This window comes from Oceanobacillus alkalisoli, from assembly GCF_022213125.1.
Taxonomy (GTDB): domain Bacteria; phylum Bacillota; class Bacilli; order Bacillales; family Amphibacillaceae; genus Oceanobacillus; species Oceanobacillus alkalisoli.
The window spans coordinates 881,760-905,196 of record NZ_JAKNRA010000001.1 but is presented as its reverse complement, the minus strand read 5'-3'; the positions used below and the strand labels follow the sequence as shown (position 1 = coordinate 905,196).

Sequence of the window (23,437 nt, the reverse complement as noted above, 5' to 3'; positions counted from 1 at the left end):
GCTTAAGGAGGACACCATGAAAGCAAAACCATGTGCCAATTCATTGGCGATTAAAACGACCCATGTTCACCCACCGGATACGAACGTCCATAACACATTATTCGGTGGAAAGCTTTTAGCACATATTGATGACCTTGCAGCAATTTCAGCTGTAAAACATTGCCGAAATCCTGTTGTGACAGCTTCAATTGACTCGGTTGACTTCTTAACTCCGGTTCGTGCAGGAGATGCGATCTTAATCGAATCATTTGTGACGTGGACACGGAATACATCGATGGAAGTCTTTGTCCGGGTCATTACGGAAAACCTTGTTACAGAAGAGAAGGAAGTATGTAACACTGCATTTCTCACCTTTGTAGCGATCGACGAATACGGCAGACCGACCCCTGTTCCGCCCGTTTACCCGGAAACCGATTATGAAAAGACGCTGCACGAGTCCGCACCAGAACGTGCTGAACAACGCGGGGAACGCCGAAGTAAATCGAAAACCTTCGCTCAAAAAATCGGTTCCGAATATATTTGGGACAGAAACTGAAAAAAGAGTGTGCCTAAGCACCTCTTGCATTTCTGCCTGAAAGCGATTACGGTTAAGTGTAACAACGACTTCATAGCCAAAAAACGAGGTGTTCTTATGTTTAAAAAACAAATTTCATACGCAATAATTCCAGGAGGCATCGGTTTTCAACCATTGCCTCCTTTTCTCATGCTTCTTTACTAAAGTAATGCCGTGGAGGTGTGAAAGGATGCGTCACATTCTTACCGGAAGCAAGCTTGTTACAAGACAAGGGGAACGACGGGTGCAGAATGCTTATTCTTTACGTTGCATCCCGCAAGTGCTCGGGGCATGCTCGCAGGCGTTACACTATGCAACAGAAAAGCTTGAAATCGAAATGAACGCCGTAACAGACAATCCGCTCATTTTTTCTGATACGAACGAAATAATTTCAAGGGGCAATTTCCACGGGGAGCCGATCGCTTTTGCAATGGATTTTTTAAAGCTCGGGATTGCCGAACTTGCTAGCATTTCCGAACGCCGGAATGAGCGCCTTGTTAACCCGCAGCTAAATGATTTGCCAGCATTTTTAAGCCCGAATCCTGGCCTGGAATCCGGAGCAATGATTTTACAGTATACAGCAGCACCCCTCGTCTCGGAAAATAAAACATTAGCACATCCGGCAAGCGTCGATTCCATACCTTCATCCGCCAATCAGGAAGATCATGTCAGCATGGGAACAATCGCTGCCAGGCATGCACATCAAATGCTTCAGAACACACGCCAAGTCATTACTATTGAACTCATCTGTGCCCTTGAAGCATGTACGTACCGCGGTCCAGAGAAATTAGCTGAAACGACACTAGCTTTCTATGAAAAGGCACGGGAAATTATCCCTGAGATCACCCCAGGTTTCCCGGCAAATGGACCAGGAGGAATGCATACCGATACGCTTATTGAAGCAATTGAAATCGCTGCAAAACATCCATTTGTAAAAGTGATGGACGTCGTGGAAATTGAGCCTACCCAGGATATCCGCGATATGACGAGTAAAACAGCTGCTTATCTCTTGTTAAGTTTAATGAATTTCATAGTACGTATTTAATGCTTCACCATCATCATATGTAGTTGAGTTAGTTCGTTCCCAACTACATATGGTGATGGAAAAGCCGACTTTGGTAATGATGAAATTCATTCAAGTTATATGAAGCATAAACAATAAATATAGGGCTTGGAGAACTACTGCATTCTCCAAGCCCTATGAATGTGCCCGGGACTGAAAAGCCAAGTGCACATCTGGTTATTTACTTCACCTTATCTGATTTTTCCGCTTCAACTTCTTCTTTCGTAATATGCCCTTCAGCCCAATTTTGAATTTCGCGGATGACTGGCTCTAAAGCCCAGCCCTTGTCAGAAAGCGAATATTCAATCCGGACAGGGAACTCAGAATATATTTTACGCTCAACAATACCTTCTTTTTCGAGCATCTTCAAGCGATCGGAGAGCAATCTGCCACTAATAGGTAAATCAGCTTCCATCTCTGAAAATCGTTTTGTCCCTTTCAGCAAGTCAAATAAGATTAAGCCTACCCAGCGGGTACTTAATAACCCCATCGCCTTTTCAAAACGTGGACATAAGATTTCCTCCATGTTGATCACCTCACTAATCCAATGTCAAGCCTTAAGAAAAGGAGTTACAGTAATTACAAAAAGTAACTTAATATTAGTTTACCATAAAATAGCTCTATTCGCAATAAGAGATAGGGTAAGACAAAGGGGTTCGCACACAAAAAAGTTGGTCAATTCCATAATATATGAAATAATAGGAGTTATATCATTTGAACTAATGGGAGGCTATAACATGGCAAGTATTGAATCGCAAGAAAAATATGCAGAACTCGCTTTAAAAACCGGCGTCAATTTACAAAAAGGTCAGGCACTCATGATCAATGCACCGCTTGAAGGCGCTGATTTTACAAAAATTGTAGCAAGAAAAGCTTACGAAATCGGAGCAAAAGATGTTCATATCAATTGGGTGGATGATGAGTTAACCCTCTTGAAGTACCAGCATGCACCGGATGAGGTCATTGCTTCATTCCCGGAATGGCGTGTTAAATTGCATGATGAATTTGCTGAAGACGGGGCGGCCGTACTTCATATCCGTTCGACAAACCCGGATTTATTAAAAGACATTGACCCATCTCGAGTTGCAGCAGCAAATAAAGCAGCGGCTGAAGCAATGGTGAATTTCCGAAAATATACGATGAATGACAAGATTCCTTGGTCGATCATTTCCATTCCATCCAAAGACTGGGCGCAAAAAATTTTCCCTGATAAATCCCCGGAAGATGCGGTAGAAAGCTTATGGAAAGCTATCTTGAAAATCGTCCGTGTTGACCAAGCCGACCCGCTAGCAGCGTGGGATGAGCATAACGCAACATTGCAGAAAGCCCGTGAAGTTTTAAATAACAAGAATTATAAAAAGTTAATCTTAAAAGCTCCAGGTACAGAATTAGATCTGGAATTACCAGAAGGGCATATTTGGAAAGGCGGCTCAGCAGTTGCGGAAACTGGTGTTACGTTCAACCCGAACATTCCTACTGAAGAAGTATTTTCCTTGCCGCATAAATATGGGGTAAACGGCACGGTCTCCAGTACGAAACCATTAAACTATGGCGGCAGCTTGATCGACAACTTCCAGCTTACATTCAAAGACGGAAAAGTAGTCGATTTCAGAGCCGAAGAGGGAGAAGAGGTGCTCAAGCACTTACTCGATTCCGATGAAGGAGCCCGTCGTCTCGGTGAAATCGCACTCGTTCCGGATGAATCCCCAGTATCTCAATCGGGACTCATTTTCTATAACACGCTATTTGATGAAAACGCATCCTGCCACATTGCATTAGGTAAAGCGTATCCGACCAACGTAAAAGGCGGTTCGGCAATGAGCGATGAAGAACTTGATCAACATGGGGTGAACGACAGCCTTATTCACGTAGACTTCATGATCGGTTCCGATAAGCTCGATATCGATGGCGTCAAACAAGATGGCACAACCGAAGCCGTTTTCCGGAGTGGTACATGGGCATTAAATGTAAAAGGTGAATAATAAAAGTGGGACAAGAGGGTAGCCCTTGTCCCACTACATCATTCCGTTTTTCACTAATACCGCTTTAATTTTCAAATACGTATATCCTTCAGGTAACGCTTCTTTCAGCGGTTTCAGCCGTTCTTCTTCGGTTTCTTCTTTTGCCTTCAGTATTTCCGCTTCTTCTTCCTCATTGAAAAAGATATTCCAAGCAAGGGTAAATCCTTCTTTATACGCTTTAAACAAATGATTCTCAATCGTCTGGTCCTTGAAGCCACGGATTGCAGCAATTTCTTTAATTGTTTTGCCTGATTGGAAAAGATTGTAGCTAGCGAGATGGCTCGGCCCTTCGTCATCGGTATTCTTTTTCCGGACAGCCGGTGTGTCGGCGGAAATGAGCACTTTCTCCTCCACATCTGGGTTACGTGCCCGCCAGTCTTGAAGCAAGGCAAGGAAGCTTTCCCCGTATTGCTCGAACTTCACTTCACCAATTCCCTTGATTTGCAGCATTTCTTCTTTCGATTGCGGGAAATATCGGCTTAGTTCTTTTAGCGTGGCATCGGAAAAGAGAATATACGGCGGTACATTTTTCTCATCGGCTTTTTCTTTTCGAAGTGCCCGCAATTCGGTGAACAATCCAACATGGAAATCGGAATCTCCTGTCGTTGGGATTGGGGCGGTATACATCTCAACTGGCCGCTCTCCCTTTAAAACGTCGACAGAATTCTGGTTCAAGCGGATTGTCGGATAACGTCCTTCTTCAATTGCCAGTATATTTTCCGCAATTAAAAAGTGAATCATTTCGGTGATCTCTTTCTCCGTATAGCGAGAAAGCAGTCCATATGTGGTGAGTCGGTTGAGATCGAATTGAATAATCTTTTTATCCCTGGAACCTTTCAGCACTTTCGCCGTCATACTGACACCAAACCGTTCATTCATTCGCTTCACGCAAGATAGAATCATCTGCGCCTCTTCCGTAATATCCGTTTTCTCCTGCAGTTCCGTACAATTGCTGCAGCGTTCACAGTTTACATGTTGCACGGTATCATCAAAATAATCCAGAATGAAAGTTGCGAGACACCCATGGGTGTGACAGTAATTAATCATCGCCTGAAGCTTGCGGTATTCATTTTGTTTCGCATCATCTTCCAGCATCGATTGTTCAATTAAAAACTTCTGAACTTGCACATCCTGCGGAGAAAATAAGAGAATACAGTCACTCGCTTCCCCGTCCCGGCCGGCTCTTCCAGCTTCCTGGTAATAGGATTCAATATTCATCGGCATTGCATAATGGATTACAAAACGAACGTTTGATTTATCGATACCCATTCCAAATGCATTCGTCGCAATCATAACCGTAACTTCATCATGAAGAAAGGCGGCTTGTGCTTCTTGCCGCTCGAGTTCTGTAAGCCCGGCATGATATTTCGCAACGGAAAATCCACGCTGGCTCAGCTGCGTATGTAGATTATCCGCTTGTTTCCGGGTCGCCGTGTAAATAATGCCGGGCTCATTTTTATGTTCAGTAAGAAAACTACGGATATACGTCTGTTTATCCTTCCCTTTTACGACATGAAAGGATAGGTTTTCCCTTGCAAAACCAGTGTTCACTGTCTGTTCGCCCGCAATGCCGAGAAGGGATTGGATATCTGCGACAACTTCCTCTGTTGCTGTTGCAGTAAGCGCGATAAAAACAGGAATATTACCAAATTCTTTTAACCGTGGCACAATCGAGCGGTAACTTGGCCTGAAATCATGTCCCCACTGGGAAATACAATGTGCTTCATCAAAAGCGACAAGGGAAATATGAATCCCTTGCATGAGCTCAGTGAAACGAAAGGACTCAAAACGTTCTGGTGCGACATAGACGAATTTATATCTGCCAGCAGCAATTTCCCGCATCCGCATATCCTGTTCAGCGGCAGACAGGGAACTGTTGATATAGGTTGCAGCAATTCCAAGGGATACAAGTCCATCCACCTGATCTTTCATCAGCGAAATAAGAGGGGAGATGATGATTGCAGTACCTTCCATGGATAATCCGGGGATTTGATAGATTAGAGATTTACCTCCGCCTGTAGGCATGACAGCAAGTGTGTTTTTTCGTTCGAGTATATAGCTGATTGCTTCTTCTTGCCCGGGGCGGAATGCACCGTAACCGAAGTAGGTTTGCAGAATGTTTTTTTCTTTGACAAGCATGTCCTTACACTCCTTTCTATGAAAATAATCGTATCATATTTTCGCGTAAAAAGAAGAGTAAAGTCGCAACTTTACTCTTCATCCTCGAATTCTTCGAGTTGTTTCCGTACTTCGGCAATTTCTCCCTCGAGGCGGACGAGTTGGCCTTCTGCTGAGGAGACTCTGCCTTTTACGTATTCCAATTTATCCATGTCACCTTGAATCCGGACGTAATCCGACTTCAGTTCATCCAATTTACCTAAAAGTTGCTCTTTGTTCATCGTTTCCCAATCCCCTTTCCCAAATCCTTCCTATTCTATTGTAATATGATTCCAGCTAGATTCCTAGGGAAAAAGATAATGTTGTCCGTTCAGGGTATGTGCAGCTTTCTTCTGGACTGCTACGAGAAAAAATCTTATCTGGCTCATTATTTAATGTTTCAAATTTCGGAAGTGCAATTTTCATTTGTGATTAAAGCTCTGAACAAAATATTTATGCTGAAATTGCTTTAAAACAACGCATCTTCTCTATTTCTCTTGGAATCAACATACGTTTCATAAAAGTGAATAATAATCGTCCGGACGACGGCATAGAAGGGAACAGCGAACAGGATGCCGAGGAAGCCGGCGATGCTTCCAGCGGCCAAAATCACTGTAATGATTGTCAGTGGATGCATATGCAACACTTGCCCCATCACATTAGGCGAAATCAAATTACTCTCAATCTGCTGCGCGACAATCATAATAATCGACACCCAAAAAATATTCAGCGGATCCTGGAAAGCTCCAACAATTAGTGCCGGCGTTACAGCAAGAAATGGTCCGAGATAGGGAATCACATTCGTTACCATTCCAAATAAAGCAAGTGCTAACGCATAATCCAGACGAATAATCGAGTATCCGATAAGCAGAAGCACGCCAACACAAAAACTTACAAGCAACTGGCCCTGAATAAATGCAGTTAAGACTTGATTAATCTTCAGCAGCAAGCTCCGGAGATTTGCAGCTTTCTTCGGTTTGAAAAACTTCGTGATAAACGGCAATAATTTTTCCCCGTCTTTTAACATAAAGAAAAGGAAAAATGGAATTAAAACAATCCCCGCAATAATACTGATGACCTGACCAATCAACCCGCCGACAAAGGTAAATAAATAATTAATGATATCTTCCATCCGAGCAGGAATATTATCAGTGAAGTCATCAATCGCCTGCAGTACCTGATCAGGAATGCTCGTATAATTTGCTTCCCAGTAGCTGATGAAATCTTCTACAACCTTTACCATTGCTGGAATTCCTTTTACCAGATTCGTTGTCTGATCTCGGACAATCGGCCAAATATAAATGACAAAGAGAAATGCCAAGAGCAAAATAATGATGAATACCATAAGAATCGCCACAATCCGGTGAATTCTAAACCGTTCAAAAAAGCGCATCAGCGGCTTCGTCAAATAATAAAGAATCCCCGCCCCAATAATCGGAAAAGCGACCGCCCCAACCAATTTAAACAATGGCATAAAAATAAAATCTGTAATCGACACGAGCCAAATCAGAAAGAAAATTAGAATCAATCCAATAACCACTTCAAAAAAACGTCTATTCCTCACCAAAATCCTCCCTCCAACTCATCTATTCTTCTAGCAAACTTACTAAGGTTTTTTATATCCAATTTCAAACTCAAAATTAACCGAAAAAACTACTAATTACTTTCATTCAACGTAAGTAGTTTGCTCGTTCACTTATTATGGAACTCTAATCACCGTTCAGTTGCCCGGTGGACGGATGCGCATCCTTAGGCACAGCTGAAGCCTCCTCGGGCTGAGCACTAAGGGATCTCCAGATGAAAGTGCACTTACGCTGAGTGGAGGCAACTAGGATTGAATTATACGTATACCCTCTTTTTTGTGCTTTTAACTTGAATGAATTTCATAATACGTATTTAATGCTTTCCCATCACCATATGTAGTTGAGTTGGTTCGTTCCCAACTACATATGGTGATGGAAAAGCCGACTTTGGTAATTATGAAATTCATTCAACTTATTAATATATAATAGTATTATTAACAAAAATTCATGATTTTATCCATGATTAATAGAATAAACGAATATGCTGTGTTACTATTCTCATATATATACATATTAGGGGGAGCGAAATGGCGAAACACTGGGAACAAACCTATGAGAAATGGCTTGCTTTCAAGAACTTGGATGTTAACCTCCAAGACGAATTAAAGGATTTAAAAACAAATCCGAAGAAATTAGAAGATGCTTTTTATCAGGAGCTGACATTCGGAACAGGGGGTATCCGCGGCGTGCTCGGTCCTGGCACGAATCGGATGAACATCTATACCGTTCGAAAAGCAGCCAATGGTCTGGCAAATTACTTATTGGAGCATGTTGTGAATGCAAAACAGCGTGGAGTTGCGATTGCCTATGATTCACGTTACATGTCCCAGGAATTTGCAGTTGAAGCAGCGAGAGTCCTAGGAGCATACGGGATTCGTGCATCCGTCTTTACATCAATCCGGCCAACACCGGTCTTGTCATACGCTGTCCGTTACTTAAGCGCTGCAGCGGGGATTATGATAACCGCAAGTCATAACCCGCCTCAGTACAATGGGCTTAAAGTCTACAATGAACAAGGCGGGCAAATATTGCTGGAAGAAGCGGAGCAAATCACTGCAGCCATTCAAGCTACGGGGGATGAGCTGCAAGTACCGGTCCGCGACAAGAAGGAATTAGAAGATGAGCTGCTGCTCCACTGGCTCGGCGAAGAAGTCGACCGGGCTTATTTGGAAAAACTCTACGGCATGACGAAGATGGATGAAGAAGGGCTCAAACAGGAAAAAGACTTGAAAATCGTTTACACCCCACTCCATGGAACGGGGACAGACCTCGTTGCACGCGGATTTGAACAACTGAATTTCCCAAATGTCACAATTGTGGAGGAACAAGCAGTGGCAGACCCGGAATTTTCAACTGTCGAATCACCGAACCCGGAAGAACATCAAGCATTTAAACTTGCAATGCAATACGGGGAAAAGGTGGGTGCTGATGTTTTACTTGCGACAGATCCGGATGCAGACCGGCTCGGAGCAGCTGTTAAAAATCAGTCAGGCGAATATGTCGTTCTTACCGGGAATCAGCTTGGCTCTCTGTTGCTCGACTATATTTTATCCCATAGTAATCTGAACGTTTACCGGAATGCCCGTATGATCAAAACGGTCGTCACGACAGAACTTGGCCGGGCGATTGCTGATGCGTATGGTGTGGAAACGATTGAGACACTTACCGGTTTTAAATATATTGCAGAGAAAATTGCTAGGTTTGATTCAACAGGCGAAACATTTATGTTCGGTTATGAAGAAAGCTACGGCTACCTAGCAAGCGGATTTACCCGTGACAAGGATGCGGTTCAAGCAGCAATGCTAACGGCAGAAATGGCTCAAGATTGGAAGAACAAAGGGAAATCGGTGTTAGATGCCCTCCATACTTTATATGAAAAACATGGCTATTACTTGGAAGGTCTTACTTCCTTAACACTGGAAGGAAAAGAAGGATCAGAACAGATAGCGAAAATTATGGAAGAAATCAGGGAGCGGCCAATGGAAGAAATTGCTGGTATCCGCGTGGAAAAGATCGAGAATTACGTAACGAGTGAACGTACGGATACAGCGACTGGTCGGATAGAAGCCATTCACTTGCCGCAAGAGAATATGATGAAATTTATTCTGGAAGAAGACGGCTGGATTTGCTTCCGCCCGTCAGGCACCGAACCGAAATTAAAGTATTACTATGGTGTCCGGAGTGCGAGTCACGGGGCAAGTACAGAAAAACTTGAAACGATTAAAGCCGCACTAGATAAATCTTTGGCTGAAATAATCGAGAAGTAACAGGGAGTTCTATTCAGGTATAAATATTTTTGTTTGGGGAATAGTAGAGTATCTCCAATATTTCACCAACCAAATATGTTTTACCCTGTATGGGCAAGTGATTGACATTTTATCCGAAATAGTGTTTAATATCTCTATTGATTGATTCCTAAAGGGGAGTAGCTGTACAATTTAAGTCGTCATTACGAGATACCCATCTCCGGCTTGATTGGCAACAACTGTTGTTAGCGAGACCTTTACCCATCACAGGTAAAGGTCTTTTTCTGTGGCCTTTATCTGTAAAAAGGCCATTTTTTTGTGGCTAAAACAATGCTGAAAAAAGCAGGAGAAGGAGTGTGTACGAATGGGTGCAGATTTAATTTTAGAATATTTATGGGTATTGATCGTATTAATCGGTCTAGAAGGTCTGCTTGCTGCAGACAATGCGCTTGTCTTAGCTATTATGGTAAGACATTTACCGGAAAAACAACGGAAAAGAGCTTTGTTTTATGGACTGGCTGGTGCCTTTGTCCTTCGGTTCGGTTCCTTATTCGTTATTTCGTTCCTCGTGGAAGTTTGGTGGATTCAAGCGTTAGGAGCTTTATATTTACTTGGAATTTCATTTAAAAACTTATACGACCGCTTCAAACCGAAACGTCAAGAAGAAGCGGATGTTACAAAAGACACGGAGCCGCTTAAAGAAGCAACACCGAAAGAGTTTTGGCTCACGGTACTTAAAGTGGAATTTGCTGACCTTGCCTTTGCGGTCGACTCCATCCTTGCTGCTGTTGCACTAGCTGTTGCGTTACCAGCCACTGGGTTAGGTGAGATCGGAAGTCTTGACGCCGGTCAGTTCGCTGTTGTGTTTATTGGCGGAATGGTAGGATTAATCATTATGCGTTTTGCTGCAAATGTTTTCGTCGGATTACTTGCCAAACGTCCAGGGCTGGAAGTTGCGGCGTTTCTCATTGTCGGTTGGGTTGGTGTGAAGCTTGCTGTTCTCGTCCTAGCCCATCAAGATGTCGCGCTTATTCCACAAGGATTCCCGCATACAACAGGCTGGAAGCTGGCATTTTATATCGTACTTGTCCTCATCGCAGTCATTGGCTGGTTCTCATCGAAGAAAACGACGATGGATACGAAAGAAATTTCATAACCGCTTGTTAGACAAGCTATTGGAGATAAAAACCGTGGGTATTCCTCGGTTTTTTCTCTTTAAGCAACCTGCTAAGGAAATAGCAAAAATTATGCTACAATCTAACCGAAGAGGTGATTACATGGCGGAGCATCATTTTTATTTAAAAGCGGACTGGCCGGGTGGAAGAAATAGTGTCGGCCGGATTGATGCTGGAAATTTAAAGGCCGAGATTTCAATCCCACCTGAGATGGATGGTCCTGGTGTCGGCACGAATCCGGACGAAATGCTGCTCGGAGCAGCTGCAACTTGTTATGTCATCACACTCGCGGCCATGATCGAACGGGCCGATTTGCCGCTGAAAGAAATGTCCCATGACGCAGAAGCGGTTGTCGATGTGACGAATGGCATATTTACGTATAAAAAGATTATCCATAAGCCAACCGTTGTCTTAAAAGCTTCTGCAACGGATAAGGAACATGAGAAATTAAAAAAACTAGTCGAAAAAGCAGAAACAAGCTGTATGATTTCCCGTGCGATTAAGGGGAACGTTGAGCTTGAACTCCAGCCTGATTTAAGTTGAACCAGTGATTCCGCCTCTTTACAGTGCGGGATCATTTCTTTTGCTTGAAAATAGGCCTTATTTCTTTAAATAAGGGAATAGCGTTTGATAACGGTGAGAAGCTAATCAAAAGTCAAGTTTCCCTGATAAACTAATTTCTTGCACATCTTTTTAATTCATAGTATAGTCTATACCGTATTAATTCCATAGGAATTAATGAATTTCATAATACGTCTTTAATGCTTCATCATCACCATATGTAGTTGAGTAGGTTCGTTTCCAGCTACATGTGGTGATGGAAAAGCCGACTTTGGTAATGATGAAATTCATTCGAATAATGAAAATAGGAGGAACACGATGGATATTGTCTTTATTATTATAAATATTATTGTTTTATTGGCGATTCTCGGGCTGCTGTATATGATGCAGAAGAAATACGTATCCTTTGCGAAACGCGTGTTTACCGCAATGGGACTTGGAATCGTGCTTGGCGCCGTTTTACAGATTATTTACGGAGCAGGTTCGTCTATATTAACTGGAACACTCGATTGGTACGGAATTGTAGGGAGCGGTTATGTCCGTCTTCTCATGCTCATTGTTGTGCCACTTGTGATGGTTTCTATTATCCGGGCAATCATTAACTTAGAGAAAACAAAGCAACTTGGCAAAATGGCCGGGTGGGTCATTGGAATTTTAATTAGTACAACGATGGTCGCAGCAATAGTCGGAATCGGTTCTGCTCTTGTCTTTGACCTTTCTGCTGATCAAATTGAGGCGGGACAGGAAGAGAACGAGCGATCAAGTTCCCTGGAAGAGCGTTATGCAGGTATGGAGGAACAGACAACACCACAGCGAATTTTAAACTTTATTCCGAATAATATATTCCTTGATATGACAGGAGAACGCCCGACATCTGTTATCGGGGTCGTTATTTTTTCTTTTATAACAGGTATCGCTGTTCTCGGCGTCAGAAGGAAACAGCCGGAACAGGCAGAGCTTTTCGTTAAAGGTGTGAATGCAATTTATACGGTCGTCATGCGGATCGTTACATTGATTCTGCGCTTGACACCATACGGAGTGCTCGCACTGATGACAAATATGGTTGCAACAACGAACTATGCAGGAGTGATTGAACTTGGTAAATTCGTTCTTGCCTCTTATGTAGCATTAATCGTTATGTTCGCGATTCACCTTATTCTTGTATCAATCGGTGGCTTGAACCCGCTAATCTATGTGAAAAAAGCTTTCCCTGCGCTTGCCTTTGCATTCACATCCCGTTCTAGTGCTGGAACAATCCCAATTAATATTCAAGCACAGAAAAACGGACTTGGAGTGGATGATGGAACAGCCAATATTTCCGCGTCATTTGGTGCGACGATGGGGCAAAACGGCTGTGCTGGAATTTATCCGGCTATGCTTGCCGTAATGATTGCACCAACTGCTGGGATCAATCCATTAGCATTGGATTTCCTGATTCCACTTGTAATCATTACAGCAATCAGTTCATTTGGTGTAGCTGGAGTTGGCGGTGGAGCGACATTCGCAGCGATTATCGTTCTTTCATCCATGGGACTTCCAGTAGGTCTAGCTGGTCTCTTGATCTCTGTTGAAGCATTGATTGACATGGGACGTACTGCACTGAACGTGAACGGAAGCATGGTGGCTGGAACATTGACATCCCGTGTTCTTGGTACACATGATCCGAGTATATTTAATGATAAAGATTCCGTTGCAGACGAAGCAACGATATAAGATTACGATCCAAAAACCGTCTCTACAAAGGGACGGTTTTTTGATTTCAATTTTATTACATATTGTCATCTAGTTTACATAGGGCTAACAAATCGGTGAAAACGCTGCATCATTCCAGTTATTTAGGATAGGAGCGGGTACAATGGTTTTACCCACGAATAAAATAATCATGAACAAAAAGGATGAAGAACAATGGAAAGAAATGCGTATTTTGATAATGCAAGAACGATATTGATCTTCCTCGTAGTGTTTGGTCATTTGATTCAACCGTTTGTAGCAGACTCACTTGGTATGAACACGTTATATACATGGGTTTATATTTTCCATATGCCAGCCTTTATTTTAGTCTCTGGCTTTTTCGCGAGGGGAGCAGGGGATAGCAAATATATCTGGAAGCTCGTCAACAAATTGCTTATGCCATATGTTATTTTTCAAACACTGTACACGGGTTTTTATTACCTCATTGGTAAAACGGGGTGGCAGGCCAGTTTAATTTATCCGCAATGGTCACTCTGGTTCTTAATCAGTCTGTTTTGCTGGCATTTATTACTCGAGTATTTTAAGAGAATGAAGCCAGCAATAGGCATTAGTCTCGCCTTGCTTATCGGAATTGTAGTTGGTTATTTTGGCGAGATTGGTCATACACTTAGTTTATCGCGGACATTTGTCTTTTTCCCGTTTTTCCTAATCGGTTACTGGCTGACGGAAGAACAATTAATGCTAGTGAAGAAGAAAGCTGTCAAAATAGCAGGTATTGCCATTATGGTCCTGTTCGCTGTCTTAATCTATTATCTGCCGGAAATTAATACTGGCTGGTTGCTCGCTTCGAAATCGTATGGTGATTTAGGGGTGGAGAGTTATGGAGGGTTTGTCCGCTTGCTTGTTTATGCAGGGTCGGCATTGATGGTTATCAGTGTCCTTGCCTGGATTCCGCAACAACGGATAAAAGGTGTTACCCATCTCGGGACGCGAACACTCTACGTCTATTTATTACATGGATTCTTTATCCAGTACTTCCGCGAGGCAGGGATCTTCTCTGTTGACGGTCCAATCGACGTTATCGGTCTAGCTGCCATCTCAGCGGGAATCGTCTATCTCTTAGCGTGGAAACCAGTACTCGGCATCTTCCAACCACTTATCGAAGGCCGAACCACCCTCCTAAGAGAAAAGCTGAATTAATGGGACAATGGGGTCAGAGGCAATGTCCTACTTTAAGTACTAGATATTGGTACTAGATATTGGGATGAAAAATGAGAAAAGCAGTGAATCTGGTGTGGATTCACTGCTTTTTTCGACTTTTGTAATCGGGGCGGGGGTGGGCTGCTTGTTCGGGTAGCCGTTCTGTCTTGCTTAAATCCGATGAACGTAGCTTGAATGGTCGTTTATAAGTCTCATCATCGGCTTGGCCATAAGCCTAGCGCCACCGGTCGTTTATAAACTCTCTCACCACCTGAACCACCAAAAAGTTCTCGTTCATTCGGTAAAAGCATTCCGTATCCATTCCATCCTGATTTTAAAACAAGAAATGCGCGATTAGTGTAATGATCGGCAGTGTAATAATCGTCCGTAGTAGGAAGATAACGATTAGGTCGATGAATGATACTGGAATCTTGGAACCTAGTAATAATCCACCAACTTCTGATAGGTAAATGAGCTGTGTCACCGATAAAGCAGCAATGATGAATCTTGTCATCTCAGATTCGATACCCGAGCCGATGATTGCTGGTAAGAACATATCCGCAAAACCAATCAGAATGGTTTCGGATGCTTCAACAGCATGTGGCACCTGCATCAGTTCCAAAAGCGGAATAAATGGAGCGCCAATCCAGCTGAAGAATGGTGTATATTCGGCAACAATCAGGGCGATGAGACCGAACGCCATCACGACAGGAGCAACTCCCATCCACATATCTAAAATATTCTGGAAGCCTTCTTTAAAGAATTTATACACATTCGTTTCTTTCTTCGCACGGTCCAACGCATTTTTCATCCCGTAACTGATTGTGTTATAGCCTTCAGGAATCGATTCATCCAGAACATCAATACGCCCGTCGATATAGCTATCTTTTTTTCGGGAAAGGGGTGGGATCCGCGGCATAATAAGTGCGGCCACAAAGCCGGCAATCACAATCGTAATGTAATACGGCACAAACATATGCTCCAGACCGACCTCGGATAACACGACTAAGGAGAATGTGATCGATACGATGGAAAATGTCGTCCCAATGACGGTCGCTTCCCGCTTCGTATAAAAGCCGTCCTCATACTGCTTGCTCGTAAGAAGGACTCCAATCGTCCCGTCTCCAACCCAAGAAGCGAGGGCATCAATCGATGAACGTCCCGGCAGCTTGAACACAGGGCGCATGATTTTCGTCATTAATGTGCCGAAGAATTCAAGTAAACCGAAGTTCGTTAACAGCGGTAAAAATAAGCCAGCGAAGAAAAAGACTGCGAATAAGGTGTGGAGTAGTCCATCCAACAATGTCCCGCCTGTATCCGGGCTGTAAAATGCTTCATGACCAAGTTTGAAATAGACCATGATTGCAAACACTGCAGCGAGTGTACGGGTTACGGTCCAAAATAATGAAGTAGTAAATAATTGCTCAAAGAATGGTGTTTTTGCATAAACTTTACCTTTTGATATAAAACCAATTAGCGTAAAAACTGCTGTAATCACAATGATCAACATCATAATCAATGATAGATAAGAAGCTAATGCTTCCTCAACAAATCCTGCGAGCAGTGCAATTGGTATTGTCGTCCCGTCTCCTGTTGAAACTGGGGTAATAAATAAAAGAATCCCGATTAGGGAAGGGATAATAAATAATAAATAGTTCTTCCATGTATATCCTTTTAACATTTCTTCATCCTCCAAACTAACATACTGCATAATTATACAACTAGGTGATAAAACATGCAATAGCCTAATTAATTTCAATGAATTCTTAACTTTGCGTTTGTGTAAATCAGATGGTTAAGATAAGGTGAAAGTAGGGAATATAGGAACAGAGGTGATTGGTTTGCGGAAGCTGCTCAAGTATAATTTTTTGTATCGCTATGTAGTAATTATCACCCTCACGATTTCCTTTATAACGAGAATATATGTGTTTCTGCTTCTGCACTCTGTATGGGATGAACAGACGAAGAAGAAGTGGAACAATTTATTATATAAGCTTGCGAGGAAATATCGGGAGACGGCAGAACGTCTCGGCGGTGTGCTTATTAAAGTAGGACAATTTTTAAGTACGCGAACCGACTTCCTTCCTGATGTTTTCATCCAGGAGTTAACCGGACTTGTCGATCATGTGCCGCCAATGCCCTTTGAAAATGCGGAAAAGATTCTCCTGGAAGACTGGGGAAAAAACATGGAGGAACATGTGAAATATATCAAGAAGCAATCCGTCGCTTCCGCATCGATCGGTGAAGTGTATTACGGTATTTTAAAGGGTGGCCAGGAAGTTGCGATTAAAGTTAGACGCTACCGGATAGAAGAAGTTTTCCATAAGGATTTCGTCGCACTCCGCATGGTGTTCTGGATTCTTAAAGTGTTTACAAACTTTGGAAAGAAAGCAGATTTAAAAGCACTGTACCATGAACTTGTCACCGTTATGGAACGAGAACTTGATTATGGCCAAGAACTTGAATTCGGTCAATACTTTACGGAGCGTTACGGTGACATGGAACATATTCATATTCCGCATTTTTATGAAGAATTAAGCACGAGGCGTATTCTGGTGATGGAATGGATTCAAGGGGAAAAGATTACGAACACCGAATTCTTCGTAAACAATCGTTTGAACAGGGAACAGATTTCTAAAAATCTCTTCGACTTCTATATCGATCAATTTCTTAATCCTGGAAAATTCCATGCGGATCCACATGCTGGAAATATTCTCCTGCGTAAAGACGGAACGGTTGCCATTATCGACTTCGGAATGATAGGCGAGATTAAAAAGCAGGATACGGATAATTTTAAATTGCTTATCCAAGGGTTTATTATCGATAATTACGATATTGTTATCGATGCATTGGATAAAATGAATTTTCTCCTGCCGCATGCAAATAAAAAGAAGATTAAAGAAGTGATTATTGATGCAGTGGAAATGTATTCCGCTGGTTCATTAAAAAACTTAAATACCCAGACGATTAATCAAGTTTTCGATGAGGTAAGTGAAGTTGTGAAAGAACAGCCAATCCAGCTGCCCGCCGATTATGCTTACCTGCTCCGGGCAATCTCGATTGTAGTAGGAATTTTATATGCGATTAATCCGGAGATTGATATCGTAAAATGGGGGAAAGATGAAATTAAGGATTGGTTCGGCATGAAGAGTATCGTCGAATCCGTTACAAAGCAATATGTGAAAAATGCGACCGATCCATTGCTGTCCTATCCGCGAGCGCTTCTCAATTTCCTTGAAAGCGGGGAACGGGACAGGGTTTGGGATAAAGAGAAACTTCATATAAAAATGAAACATCAATACTATTTACTATTAGAGGTTTTTTCCTTTATTATGGTAGTAGCAGGAACATTCATCAGTATTTACAGCTATACGATTGGTGAAGTTGCTATCCGTTACACCGGCTGGATGATTGCCGCTGTTTTTCTTATTTTATTGAATATCTTATTACTATTCCATCGCAGAATGATACGCAAGCAAAATAAAAAGGGGGTGTAAGTGATGGCAGATTACTTAAAAAAAGGTTTCTTACTCGGTCTTGGAGCTGCAATTGCCAGCAAAGAGAAATTACAAAGCAAGCTCGATGAACTCGTTTCAAAAAATGAAATTTCCCAAGAACAGGCGAAACAGATGATGAATGATTTCATTGAAAAGGGTGAACAGAAAACCGAAGAATGGTCTGTAAAACAAGATGAACAGAAGCGTAAGGCAGCGGAAGAGCTTGGTCTTGCTACAAAAGAAGACATCGCAGCGCTAAATGCACGAATTACAGAACTGGAATTAAAATTGGAGAACCAAGAATAAATTAAAGAGAACTGGTTGAATAATCAGCCGGTTCCTTTTTTTCTGTGAAGTTCTTGAAAAAGAAAAGAATGTACTTTATAATTGACCCAAACACTCGACCTTTCAGAGGGGGCAGTAAAGCTTTGGAAGAATATAATCAGTTTTGCTTAAACACGGAGACAAGCTTGGGAAGGGCTTTAGAGCAAAAAGAACTGGAATTTTTATCATGGCTTTACAATCGGTATGTAGAGGAACAGCAATTAGGGGAAGCGGGTAACCCTCGAAAATCCGAGCAGGAGTCTTAGCGGCATGCTGAGGCTTTTTTGTGTGTCTCAACTCATGCTATAATGAAAGGAACTGCAGAACACTTAAAGGAGTGACAAGATGAGCATGCAGAATCAAACAGTCCTAACAAAAATGATGAAGGAACTTAACGCTGCAATGGAAAGAGAAGAGAGCGGCCAAGATTTTCTTACAAATATAAATAATATTAAATTGCTCGCTGAATTATTTCTTGAAGAAGCAGGTGAGCCTGTCAGAGAAGTCCGGGCATCACAATCACAAAACACGTTTTCCGAACAAGAAATTAAGGCGATGCTTGGGAATAAGAAGAGCTCGGTAATAGGAGATCAGAATGCGCCTGCGAAACCAGATTACGGGGAAGCAAATGGCGATTCAATTTTTGACTTTTAAAGGGGATAAGTGAAAAATGAAAGCATTATTACTAATCGGTGTCATTAACGGGTTTCTAGCCGTTGCTTTAGGAGCTTTTGGTGCGCACGGTCTTGAAGGCAGACTGACGGAAAAACAATTAGGAACATGGGAAAAAGCGGTTAATTATCAAATGTTTCACACGTCAGCGATTCTTGCAACGGGAATCTTAATGTTGAAAGTTCAGGCGGCAAGTATTACGTGGGCAGGCTGGATGTTTGTCCTCGGAATCGTTCTGTTTTCCGGCAGTTTGTATTTGTACTCAATGACAGGTGTTCGGACGCTGGCAATGATTACGCCATTCGGTGGGGTTTCTTTCCTTGTTGGTTGGGTCTTGCTTGGCACGGCCGTAGTAAAACATTTATAGAGGATGTTCAAAAAAGTCCGGTAAAAATGACACTTCGTGAATGGGGGGTTCTACTAAGACCGTCCACGTCCTGTGGACAACGTAGAACTCACCACTTCCTGTGGAAGCTCGTTGGCTCGCTTTTCCGCTCCTCATGTACCTGCGAACGTACATTCCGGCGCCGGGAGCTTCGCCGCCTCGAATTTCGACGCACAGGATGTGCTAGTGTCGGCGTTGCAACAGGACGATGCTTATTTAGCCGACCTCGGTCCTTTTTTTCCTCCTTTTTGAACACACATTTATAAAAGGAAAAGAGCGCTAGCGAGCAGGAGGATGACAGCTGCACGAATGAGCTGCTTCTTGCCTTGGAGCATGCGGGATGATGTGTACTGATGGCTGTATGCGTCACAGATTAAGCTGATGCCGAGCAGATAAAAGGAAAAAATGACGAGGAAGATGGAACTCTGGAAAAGGGCGATGAAACCAAGCACAACGGACAGGCCTAACGTCAGGAGCTCAAGCTGTATGACCTTTTCATAAGTCTGTTTCACTGGTTTCACCCCTTTAATTGAAAATGAGGATGGCAAATCAACTTGCCATCCTTTTGTTATCTGGAAAATAATTTTTTACCGTGGTGAGTAGTTGGCTAATTGTTGGTCGGTTGCGGCGAAGGGATAGTCGTAGTTGATTTCTTCGTTAAAAGTGACATAATCCAAGTAGACCATGAGGAGAAGCACGCGACGGCCGGTTCCTTCTTCGCTTAAGATAATATGGTCTCTCCCGGCAGCTTCGATGATCCCTGTAAAGGTGCGGCTGTTATTCCCTTCAAACGTCATGTGAACGGTTGCCATCTTCCCGCGGTTTAAACGCAAAATATTTTCAATATACGATTGCTCGAGCGGGAGCATACCTTGGTTTCCTGCTTGCTGCTGGGGGGGTGCCATTTGCCGAACAGCAGGATACATTGGATAATATCCATACATCTGCTGTTGCTGCTGCGGATAATACGCCTGATTTGAATACGAATAAAAGCTTTGTTGCTCCTGATTCTGATTTGTTTCTTTTTCTTCACTCATTTTTGAAAAACCTCCTCATCTTATAAAACAAGATTAATAAACAGTCGGACAACACTTACCTCATTTCTGTAACGATCGGGATGAATATTCACTAATTATATGTATGTAAGTTGGGCAAAATGATGACAAAAAAGCCCGGAACTTTTTTAAGTCCCGGACTTTTTGAAACATCTTATAAACTAAAATATGCTGCGAAATCTTCATTCGGCAAGTAAGCACCGATGATAAAATCACCAAATTCGCCGTATTTCGTTGTTACTTCATCAAAACGCATTTCATAAACAATTTTTTTGAACTGTAACGGGTCATGTGCAAACAACGTCACACACCATTCCCACTCATCAAGTCCAATGGAGCCGCTAATAATCTCCTTCACTTTTCCAGCATACTTCCGACCTGTCATTCCATGCTCATAAAGCAAACGAGTACGCTCTGCTTTTGAAATTTCAAACCAGTTCGCATGCTGTTCGCGGCGGCGATTCATCGGATAGAAACAAGCATATTCCCATTTCGGTAAAATTGGCTTCAGTCTTGCTTCTACTTGAGGGGATAGCTCCCGGTCTTTCCCTTCCTCCATCGGATTATGCATCGTCATTTCAACGATGGATACATACGAATGACTCGGGATAAGGAAATCCCCTAATCTTGATCTATTGATATCACGTTTAATTTCTTCCAATTCATCCATTGTCGGACGCAGGAAAATAAAGAGTAAATCTGCTTTGTTTCCAATCACTTTATAAACGGATTGACTGCCTGCTTTATCTGCTTCAACAGCATCCCATTTCTTCATTAATTCTTGAAATTCTTGAATTGCTGCGTTTCGTTCTTCTTCTGATGTTAATTTCCATGTCGGCCAATCAAATGTACGTGTATCATGTAACTTGCACCAACCATCCATGGTTACTACTGCTTCAGCCATTATGATCTCTCCCTTAAATTAATGAATTCTGGTCTTACTATAGCATACTTGCGAATGTTGATTCACCTGGGAACGTCTCTGTCATTACTTTGTCAAAAATCTCGCACCCCCAATGGTTATTTCTTTTAATATCTAGTTGAATCGCGTAAAATGAAGTTAAAGTCATTTTTAATGGAGGCAATAAAATGAGCGATATATTCGAACAGTTAAAACCAAAAGTAACAGCTGCAAATAAAAAAATTGTATTCCCGGAAAGCTTGGATGAGCGTGTTCTTGAAGCAGCATCGAAGCTTGCAGGTGATGGTGTTATCACACCGATACTGATCGGGGAAGAAACTGCGATTCAAGACAAGGCAGCATCTTTATCTCTTAATATTAGCGGGTGTAAGATTGTTGACCCAACGAATTATTCAGGATTCGACGCGATGGTGGATGCTTTTGTCGAACGCCGTAAAGGTAAAGCTACTCCGGAAAGTGCAAGAGAAATTTTACAGACCGAGAACTATTTCGGCACGATGCTTGTGTATCAGGGAGAAGCAGACGGCCTTGTAAGTGGAGCGGTTCATTCCACATCAGACACGGTGCGCCCTGCATTACAAGTCATTAAAACGAAACCTGGAGTGAAGAAAACTTCCGGTGTATTCATTATGGTCCGAAATGAGGAAAAATATGTATTTGCCGACTGTGCGATCAATATTGCACCTGACGCAAACGATCTTGCAGAAATCGCCGCAGAAAGTGCAGCTACAGCAGATCTCTTCGGAATTGATCCACGTGTAGCAATGCTAAGTTTCTCCACAAAAGGATCGGCAAAATCAGAAGAAACAGAGCGTGTAGCTGATGCACTTACGATAGCGAAAGAAAATAACCCAGAGCTCGTAATTGATGGTGAGTTCCAATTCGATGCAGCCTTTGTACCAAGTGTTGCAGCGAAAAAAGCCCCGGATTCCGAAATCAAAGGGGACGCAAATGTTTTCGTGTTCCCAAGTCTTGAAGCTGGAAACATCGGCTACAAAATCGCAGAACGTCTCGGTAACTTCGAAGCGGTAGGACCGATCCTGCAAGGATTAAACCAACCAGTGAACGACCTGTCCCGCGGCTGCAGCACAGAAGACGTCTACAAACTAGCAATCATCACCGCCGCCCAAGCACTGAACGAATAAACTGGTACAGGGGGTCAGAGGCGTTGTTCCGCTTGAATCTAGACATGTCTTTACTCCAATTTATTTATTCGTTTGAATAGATCGGTCACTTTGGTTGATGTTATAGTTTATAAAAAAAAGCAGTGGACCAGGTGGTGGTTCACTGCTTTTTACTTCTTTAATTTTATGAGTGAAGGGTGAAGGATGTTGAATCGGAGTTAGGGTATTTTCTTATTTCCCGGAATTTCTCTTACTTCCGCTCCCTCGGTCGTTTATCAGTCCTCTTATCGCCCAACCGGCCGTAGCCCAAGTTCACCCGGTAGTTTATAAACTACTCGTCCACTTCCGATACCGCTTTAATTAATCCGTTCATTCCGTTTTAACATTTGCTCATACCTTTTTACAAACGTTTCTTTTTCCATTTCGGAAAACGCGGTCGTAATGATTTCTCCGCTCAATTCTTTTAAAGCATCATAAGTCCGCTGCTTTACATCCTCGACCGTCAGCGGATAACCCAAGAGATCGGAAAGGGATCCCATCACTTCTGGCTTCACCTCAGGATAGACGAATGTCGTTTTTTCATGCTTCTTACTCAACTTGTAAAACTCCTGAATATGACGTGCCCGCTCTTTACTATTGCCACTTACATCCAAATAAATCTGAATGGCGGCAGCATCCTTAATCCGGCGCTGGGAAATGCCGGCGAATTTTCTGCCAGCAATACTTAAATCATAATCCCCTGGACAATATGAACCAACAATCTCAAAAGCTTCGATATTTGCCGTCAAATCGCGGAACATATGCTGGACAAACTGAAACATCGCATCATACGCATCATGAATGGAAACATGCTTTACATCGGGAATGACAAGGGATAGATTCAGCACGTGCTCATCAAGCGCCACTGCAAGCCCGCCGGAATTCCGGATCATCACGTGATATCCTAAGTTTTGTAAATAAGTAACACCTTCATCAATAAAAGGGAGCCTGCCGTCCGGGATCCCTAGTACAATTGTTTTCGGGTGTGCCCACAGTCGAATTGCAGGGGGAGACTCTTTCTCACTTACCGACGTTGCAATCGCGTCATCAATCGCAAAAGAAGTAATCGCGGTATTCGGTTCCCCATGAAACTCCTTAAGTCTGGTATGATCGATATAGCGAAATGTATTATAACTTATAATTTTATCCCAATTTTTCATCGTTATCT

At 42.6% G+C, this 23,437-nt stretch carries 24 protein-coding genes and 1 pseudogene; 15 read left to right on the top strand and 10 right to left on the bottom strand.

Annotation, left to right across the window (positions count from 1 at the left end):
• The first annotated feature begins 16 nt into the window (after positions 1 to 16).
• From L3V42_RS04070 to L3V42_RS04060, 3 genes and pseudogenes are all read left to right on the top strand, one after another.
• Positions 17 to 535, top strand: a complete 519-nt coding sequence (locus L3V42_RS04070) for an acyl-CoA thioesterase (RefSeq protein WP_235762636.1) — start codon at positions 17 to 19, stop codon at positions 533 to 535.
• Positions 536 to 740: 205 nt separating this feature from the next.
• Positions 741 to 1,400: pseudogene (locus L3V42_RS04065) on the top strand (aromatic amino acid lyase); the annotation flags it as partial.
• Positions 1,383 to 1,598 carry an arginase family protein gene (locus tag L3V42_RS04060; RefSeq protein ID WP_438822757.1) on the top strand — a complete coding sequence of 72 codons (216 nt, stop codon included), beginning with the start codon at positions 1,383 to 1,385 and terminating at the stop codon, positions 1,596 to 1,598. The pseudogene L3V42_RS04065 and the gene L3V42_RS04060, both read left to right, overlap by 18 nt.
• Positions 1,599 to 1,797: 199 nt before the next feature.
• Here L3V42_RS04060 and L3V42_RS04055 read toward each other — a convergent pair whose 3' ends face one another.
• Entirely contained in the window at positions 1,798 to 2,142 is a 345-nt protein-coding gene (locus tag L3V42_RS04055; RefSeq protein ID WP_255770988.1) for a winged helix-turn-helix transcriptional regulator, read from the bottom strand.
• 211 nt (positions 2,143 to 2,353) lie between these two features.
• Between L3V42_RS04055 and L3V42_RS04050 the strand changes: the two genes are divergently transcribed.
• Complete coding sequence (locus L3V42_RS04050) at positions 2,354 to 3,598, top strand: aminopeptidase (RefSeq protein ID WP_235762635.1); 1,245 nt, start codon at positions 2,354 to 2,356, stop codon at positions 3,596 to 3,598.
• 33 nt (positions 3,599 to 3,631) lie between these two features.
• On the opposite strand, the gene recQ is transcribed toward L3V42_RS04050, so the two are convergent.
• From recQ to L3V42_RS18260, 4 genes are all read right to left on the bottom strand, one after another.
• Positions 3,632 to 5,776, bottom strand: coding sequence for a DNA helicase RecQ (gene recQ, locus L3V42_RS04045; protein ID WP_238471382.1), 2,145 nt, complete (start codon positions 5,774 to 5,776; stop codon positions 3,632 to 3,634).
• 71 nt (positions 5,777 to 5,847) lie between these two features.
• On the bottom strand, positions 5,848 to 6,036 hold the full coding sequence (locus tag L3V42_RS04040) for an SE1832 family protein (protein WP_235761920.1): 189 nt from the start codon (positions 6,034 to 6,036) through the stop codon (positions 5,848 to 5,850).
• Between the two features lie 227 nt (positions 6,037 to 6,263).
• Positions 6,264 to 7,358, bottom strand: a complete 1,095-nt coding sequence (locus L3V42_RS04035; protein ID WP_238471381.1) for an AI-2E family transporter — start codon at positions 7,356 to 7,358, stop codon at positions 6,264 to 6,266.
• 303 nt (positions 7,359 to 7,661) lie between these two features.
• Positions 7,662 to 7,784 carry a hypothetical protein gene (locus tag L3V42_RS18260; protein ID WP_255783383.1) on the bottom strand — a complete coding sequence of 41 codons (123 nt, stop codon included), beginning with the start codon at positions 7,782 to 7,784 and terminating at the stop codon, positions 7,662 to 7,664.
• 120 nt (positions 7,785 to 7,904) lie between these two features.
• On the opposite strand from L3V42_RS18260, the gene L3V42_RS04030 reads away from it, so the two are divergent.
• From L3V42_RS04030 to L3V42_RS04010, 5 genes are all read left to right on the top strand, one after another.
• A complete protein-coding gene (locus L3V42_RS04030; protein ID WP_238471380.1) occupies positions 7,905 to 9,644 on the top strand; it encodes a phospho-sugar mutase in 1,740 nt (579 codons plus the stop codon).
• Positions 9,645 to 9,987: 343 nt separating this feature from the next.
• Positions 9,988 to 10,779: a TerC family protein gene (locus tag L3V42_RS04025; RefSeq protein WP_238471379.1), complete on the top strand. Its 792-nt coding sequence runs from the start codon at positions 9,988 to 9,990 to the stop codon at positions 10,777 to 10,779.
• Between the two features lie 121 nt (positions 10,780 to 10,900).
• Entirely contained in the window at positions 10,901 to 11,341 is a 441-nt protein-coding gene (locus L3V42_RS04020) for an OsmC family protein (RefSeq protein ID WP_235761916.1), read from the top strand.
• A gap of 336 nt (positions 11,342 to 11,677) precedes the next feature.
• Positions 11,678 to 13,072, top strand: coding sequence for an L-cystine transporter (locus tag L3V42_RS04015; protein WP_255783382.1), 1,395 nt, complete (start codon positions 11,678 to 11,680; stop codon positions 13,070 to 13,072).
• 192 nt (positions 13,073 to 13,264) lie between these two features.
• Positions 13,265 to 14,251, top strand: a complete 987-nt coding sequence (locus L3V42_RS04010; protein ID WP_238471378.1) for an acyltransferase family protein — start codon at positions 13,265 to 13,267, stop codon at positions 14,249 to 14,251.
• Between the two features lie 334 nt (positions 14,252 to 14,585).
• On the opposite strand, the gene L3V42_RS04005 is transcribed toward L3V42_RS04010, so the two are convergent.
• Complete coding sequence (locus tag L3V42_RS04005; RefSeq protein WP_238471377.1) at positions 14,586 to 15,932, bottom strand: YjiH family protein; 1,347 nt, start codon at positions 15,930 to 15,932, stop codon at positions 14,586 to 14,588.
• Between the two features lie 124 nt (positions 15,933 to 16,056).
• Between L3V42_RS04005 and L3V42_RS04000 the strand changes: the two genes are divergently transcribed.
• The 5 genes from L3V42_RS04000 (at position 16,057) to L3V42_RS03980 (ending at position 19,111) form a co-directional block, all read left to right on the top strand.
• Positions 16,057 to 17,748: an ABC1 kinase family protein gene (locus tag L3V42_RS04000; RefSeq protein WP_238471376.1), complete on the top strand. Its 1,692-nt coding sequence runs from the start codon at positions 16,057 to 16,059 to the stop codon at positions 17,746 to 17,748.
• A 3-nt stretch (positions 17,749 to 17,751) separates the two neighbouring features.
• A complete protein-coding gene (locus L3V42_RS03995; RefSeq protein ID WP_238471375.1) occupies positions 17,752 to 18,054 on the top strand; it encodes a phasin family protein in 303 nt (100 codons plus the stop codon).
• 122 nt (positions 18,055 to 18,176) lie between these two features.
• Positions 18,177 to 18,338, top strand: a complete 162-nt coding sequence (locus tag L3V42_RS03990) for a hypothetical protein (protein WP_235761911.1) — start codon at positions 18,177 to 18,179, stop codon at positions 18,336 to 18,338.
• Positions 18,339 to 18,417: 79 nt separating this feature from the next.
• On the top strand, positions 18,418 to 18,726 hold the full coding sequence (locus L3V42_RS03985; protein ID WP_235761910.1) for a DUF5327 family protein: 309 nt from the start codon (positions 18,418 to 18,420) through the stop codon (positions 18,724 to 18,726).
• A 16-nt stretch (positions 18,727 to 18,742) separates the two neighbouring features.
• On the top strand, positions 18,743 to 19,111 hold the full coding sequence (locus L3V42_RS03980) for a DUF423 domain-containing protein (protein WP_238471374.1): 369 nt from the start codon (positions 18,743 to 18,745) through the stop codon (positions 19,109 to 19,111).
• Positions 19,112 to 19,389: 278 nt separating this feature from the next.
• On the opposite strand, the gene L3V42_RS03975 is transcribed toward L3V42_RS03980, so the two are convergent.
• The 3 genes from L3V42_RS03975 to hemQ form a co-directional block, all read right to left on the bottom strand.
• Positions 19,390 to 19,641, bottom strand: a complete 252-nt coding sequence (locus L3V42_RS03975; protein ID WP_235761908.1) for a hypothetical protein — start codon at positions 19,639 to 19,641, stop codon at positions 19,390 to 19,392.
• A gap of 75 nt (positions 19,642 to 19,716) precedes the next feature.
• The gene (gene gerQ / locus L3V42_RS03970; protein ID WP_235761907.1) at positions 19,717 to 20,166 is read right to left on the bottom strand and encodes a spore coat protein GerQ; all 450 of its coding nucleotides are present in this window, start codon (positions 20,164 to 20,166) and stop codon (positions 19,717 to 19,719) included.
• Between the two features lie 172 nt (positions 20,167 to 20,338).
• Positions 20,339 to 21,088, bottom strand: coding sequence for a hydrogen peroxide-dependent heme synthase (gene hemQ / locus L3V42_RS03965; protein ID WP_235761906.1), 750 nt, complete (start codon positions 21,086 to 21,088; stop codon positions 20,339 to 20,341).
• Between the two features lie 185 nt (positions 21,089 to 21,273).
• On the opposite strand from hemQ, the gene pta reads away from it, so the two are divergent.
• The gene (gene pta / locus L3V42_RS03960; RefSeq protein WP_238471373.1) at positions 21,274 to 22,251 is read left to right on the top strand and encodes a phosphate acetyltransferase; all 978 of its coding nucleotides are present in this window, start codon (positions 21,274 to 21,276) and stop codon (positions 22,249 to 22,251) included.
• A 335-nt stretch (positions 22,252 to 22,586) separates the two neighbouring features.
• Here pta and L3V42_RS03955 read toward each other — a convergent pair whose 3' ends face one another.
• Positions 22,587 to 23,429: a lipoate--protein ligase family protein gene (locus tag L3V42_RS03955; RefSeq protein WP_238471372.1), complete on the bottom strand. Its 843-nt coding sequence runs from the start codon at positions 23,427 to 23,429 to the stop codon at positions 22,587 to 22,589.
• Between the last annotated feature and the right edge of the window lie 8 nt (positions 23,430 to 23,437).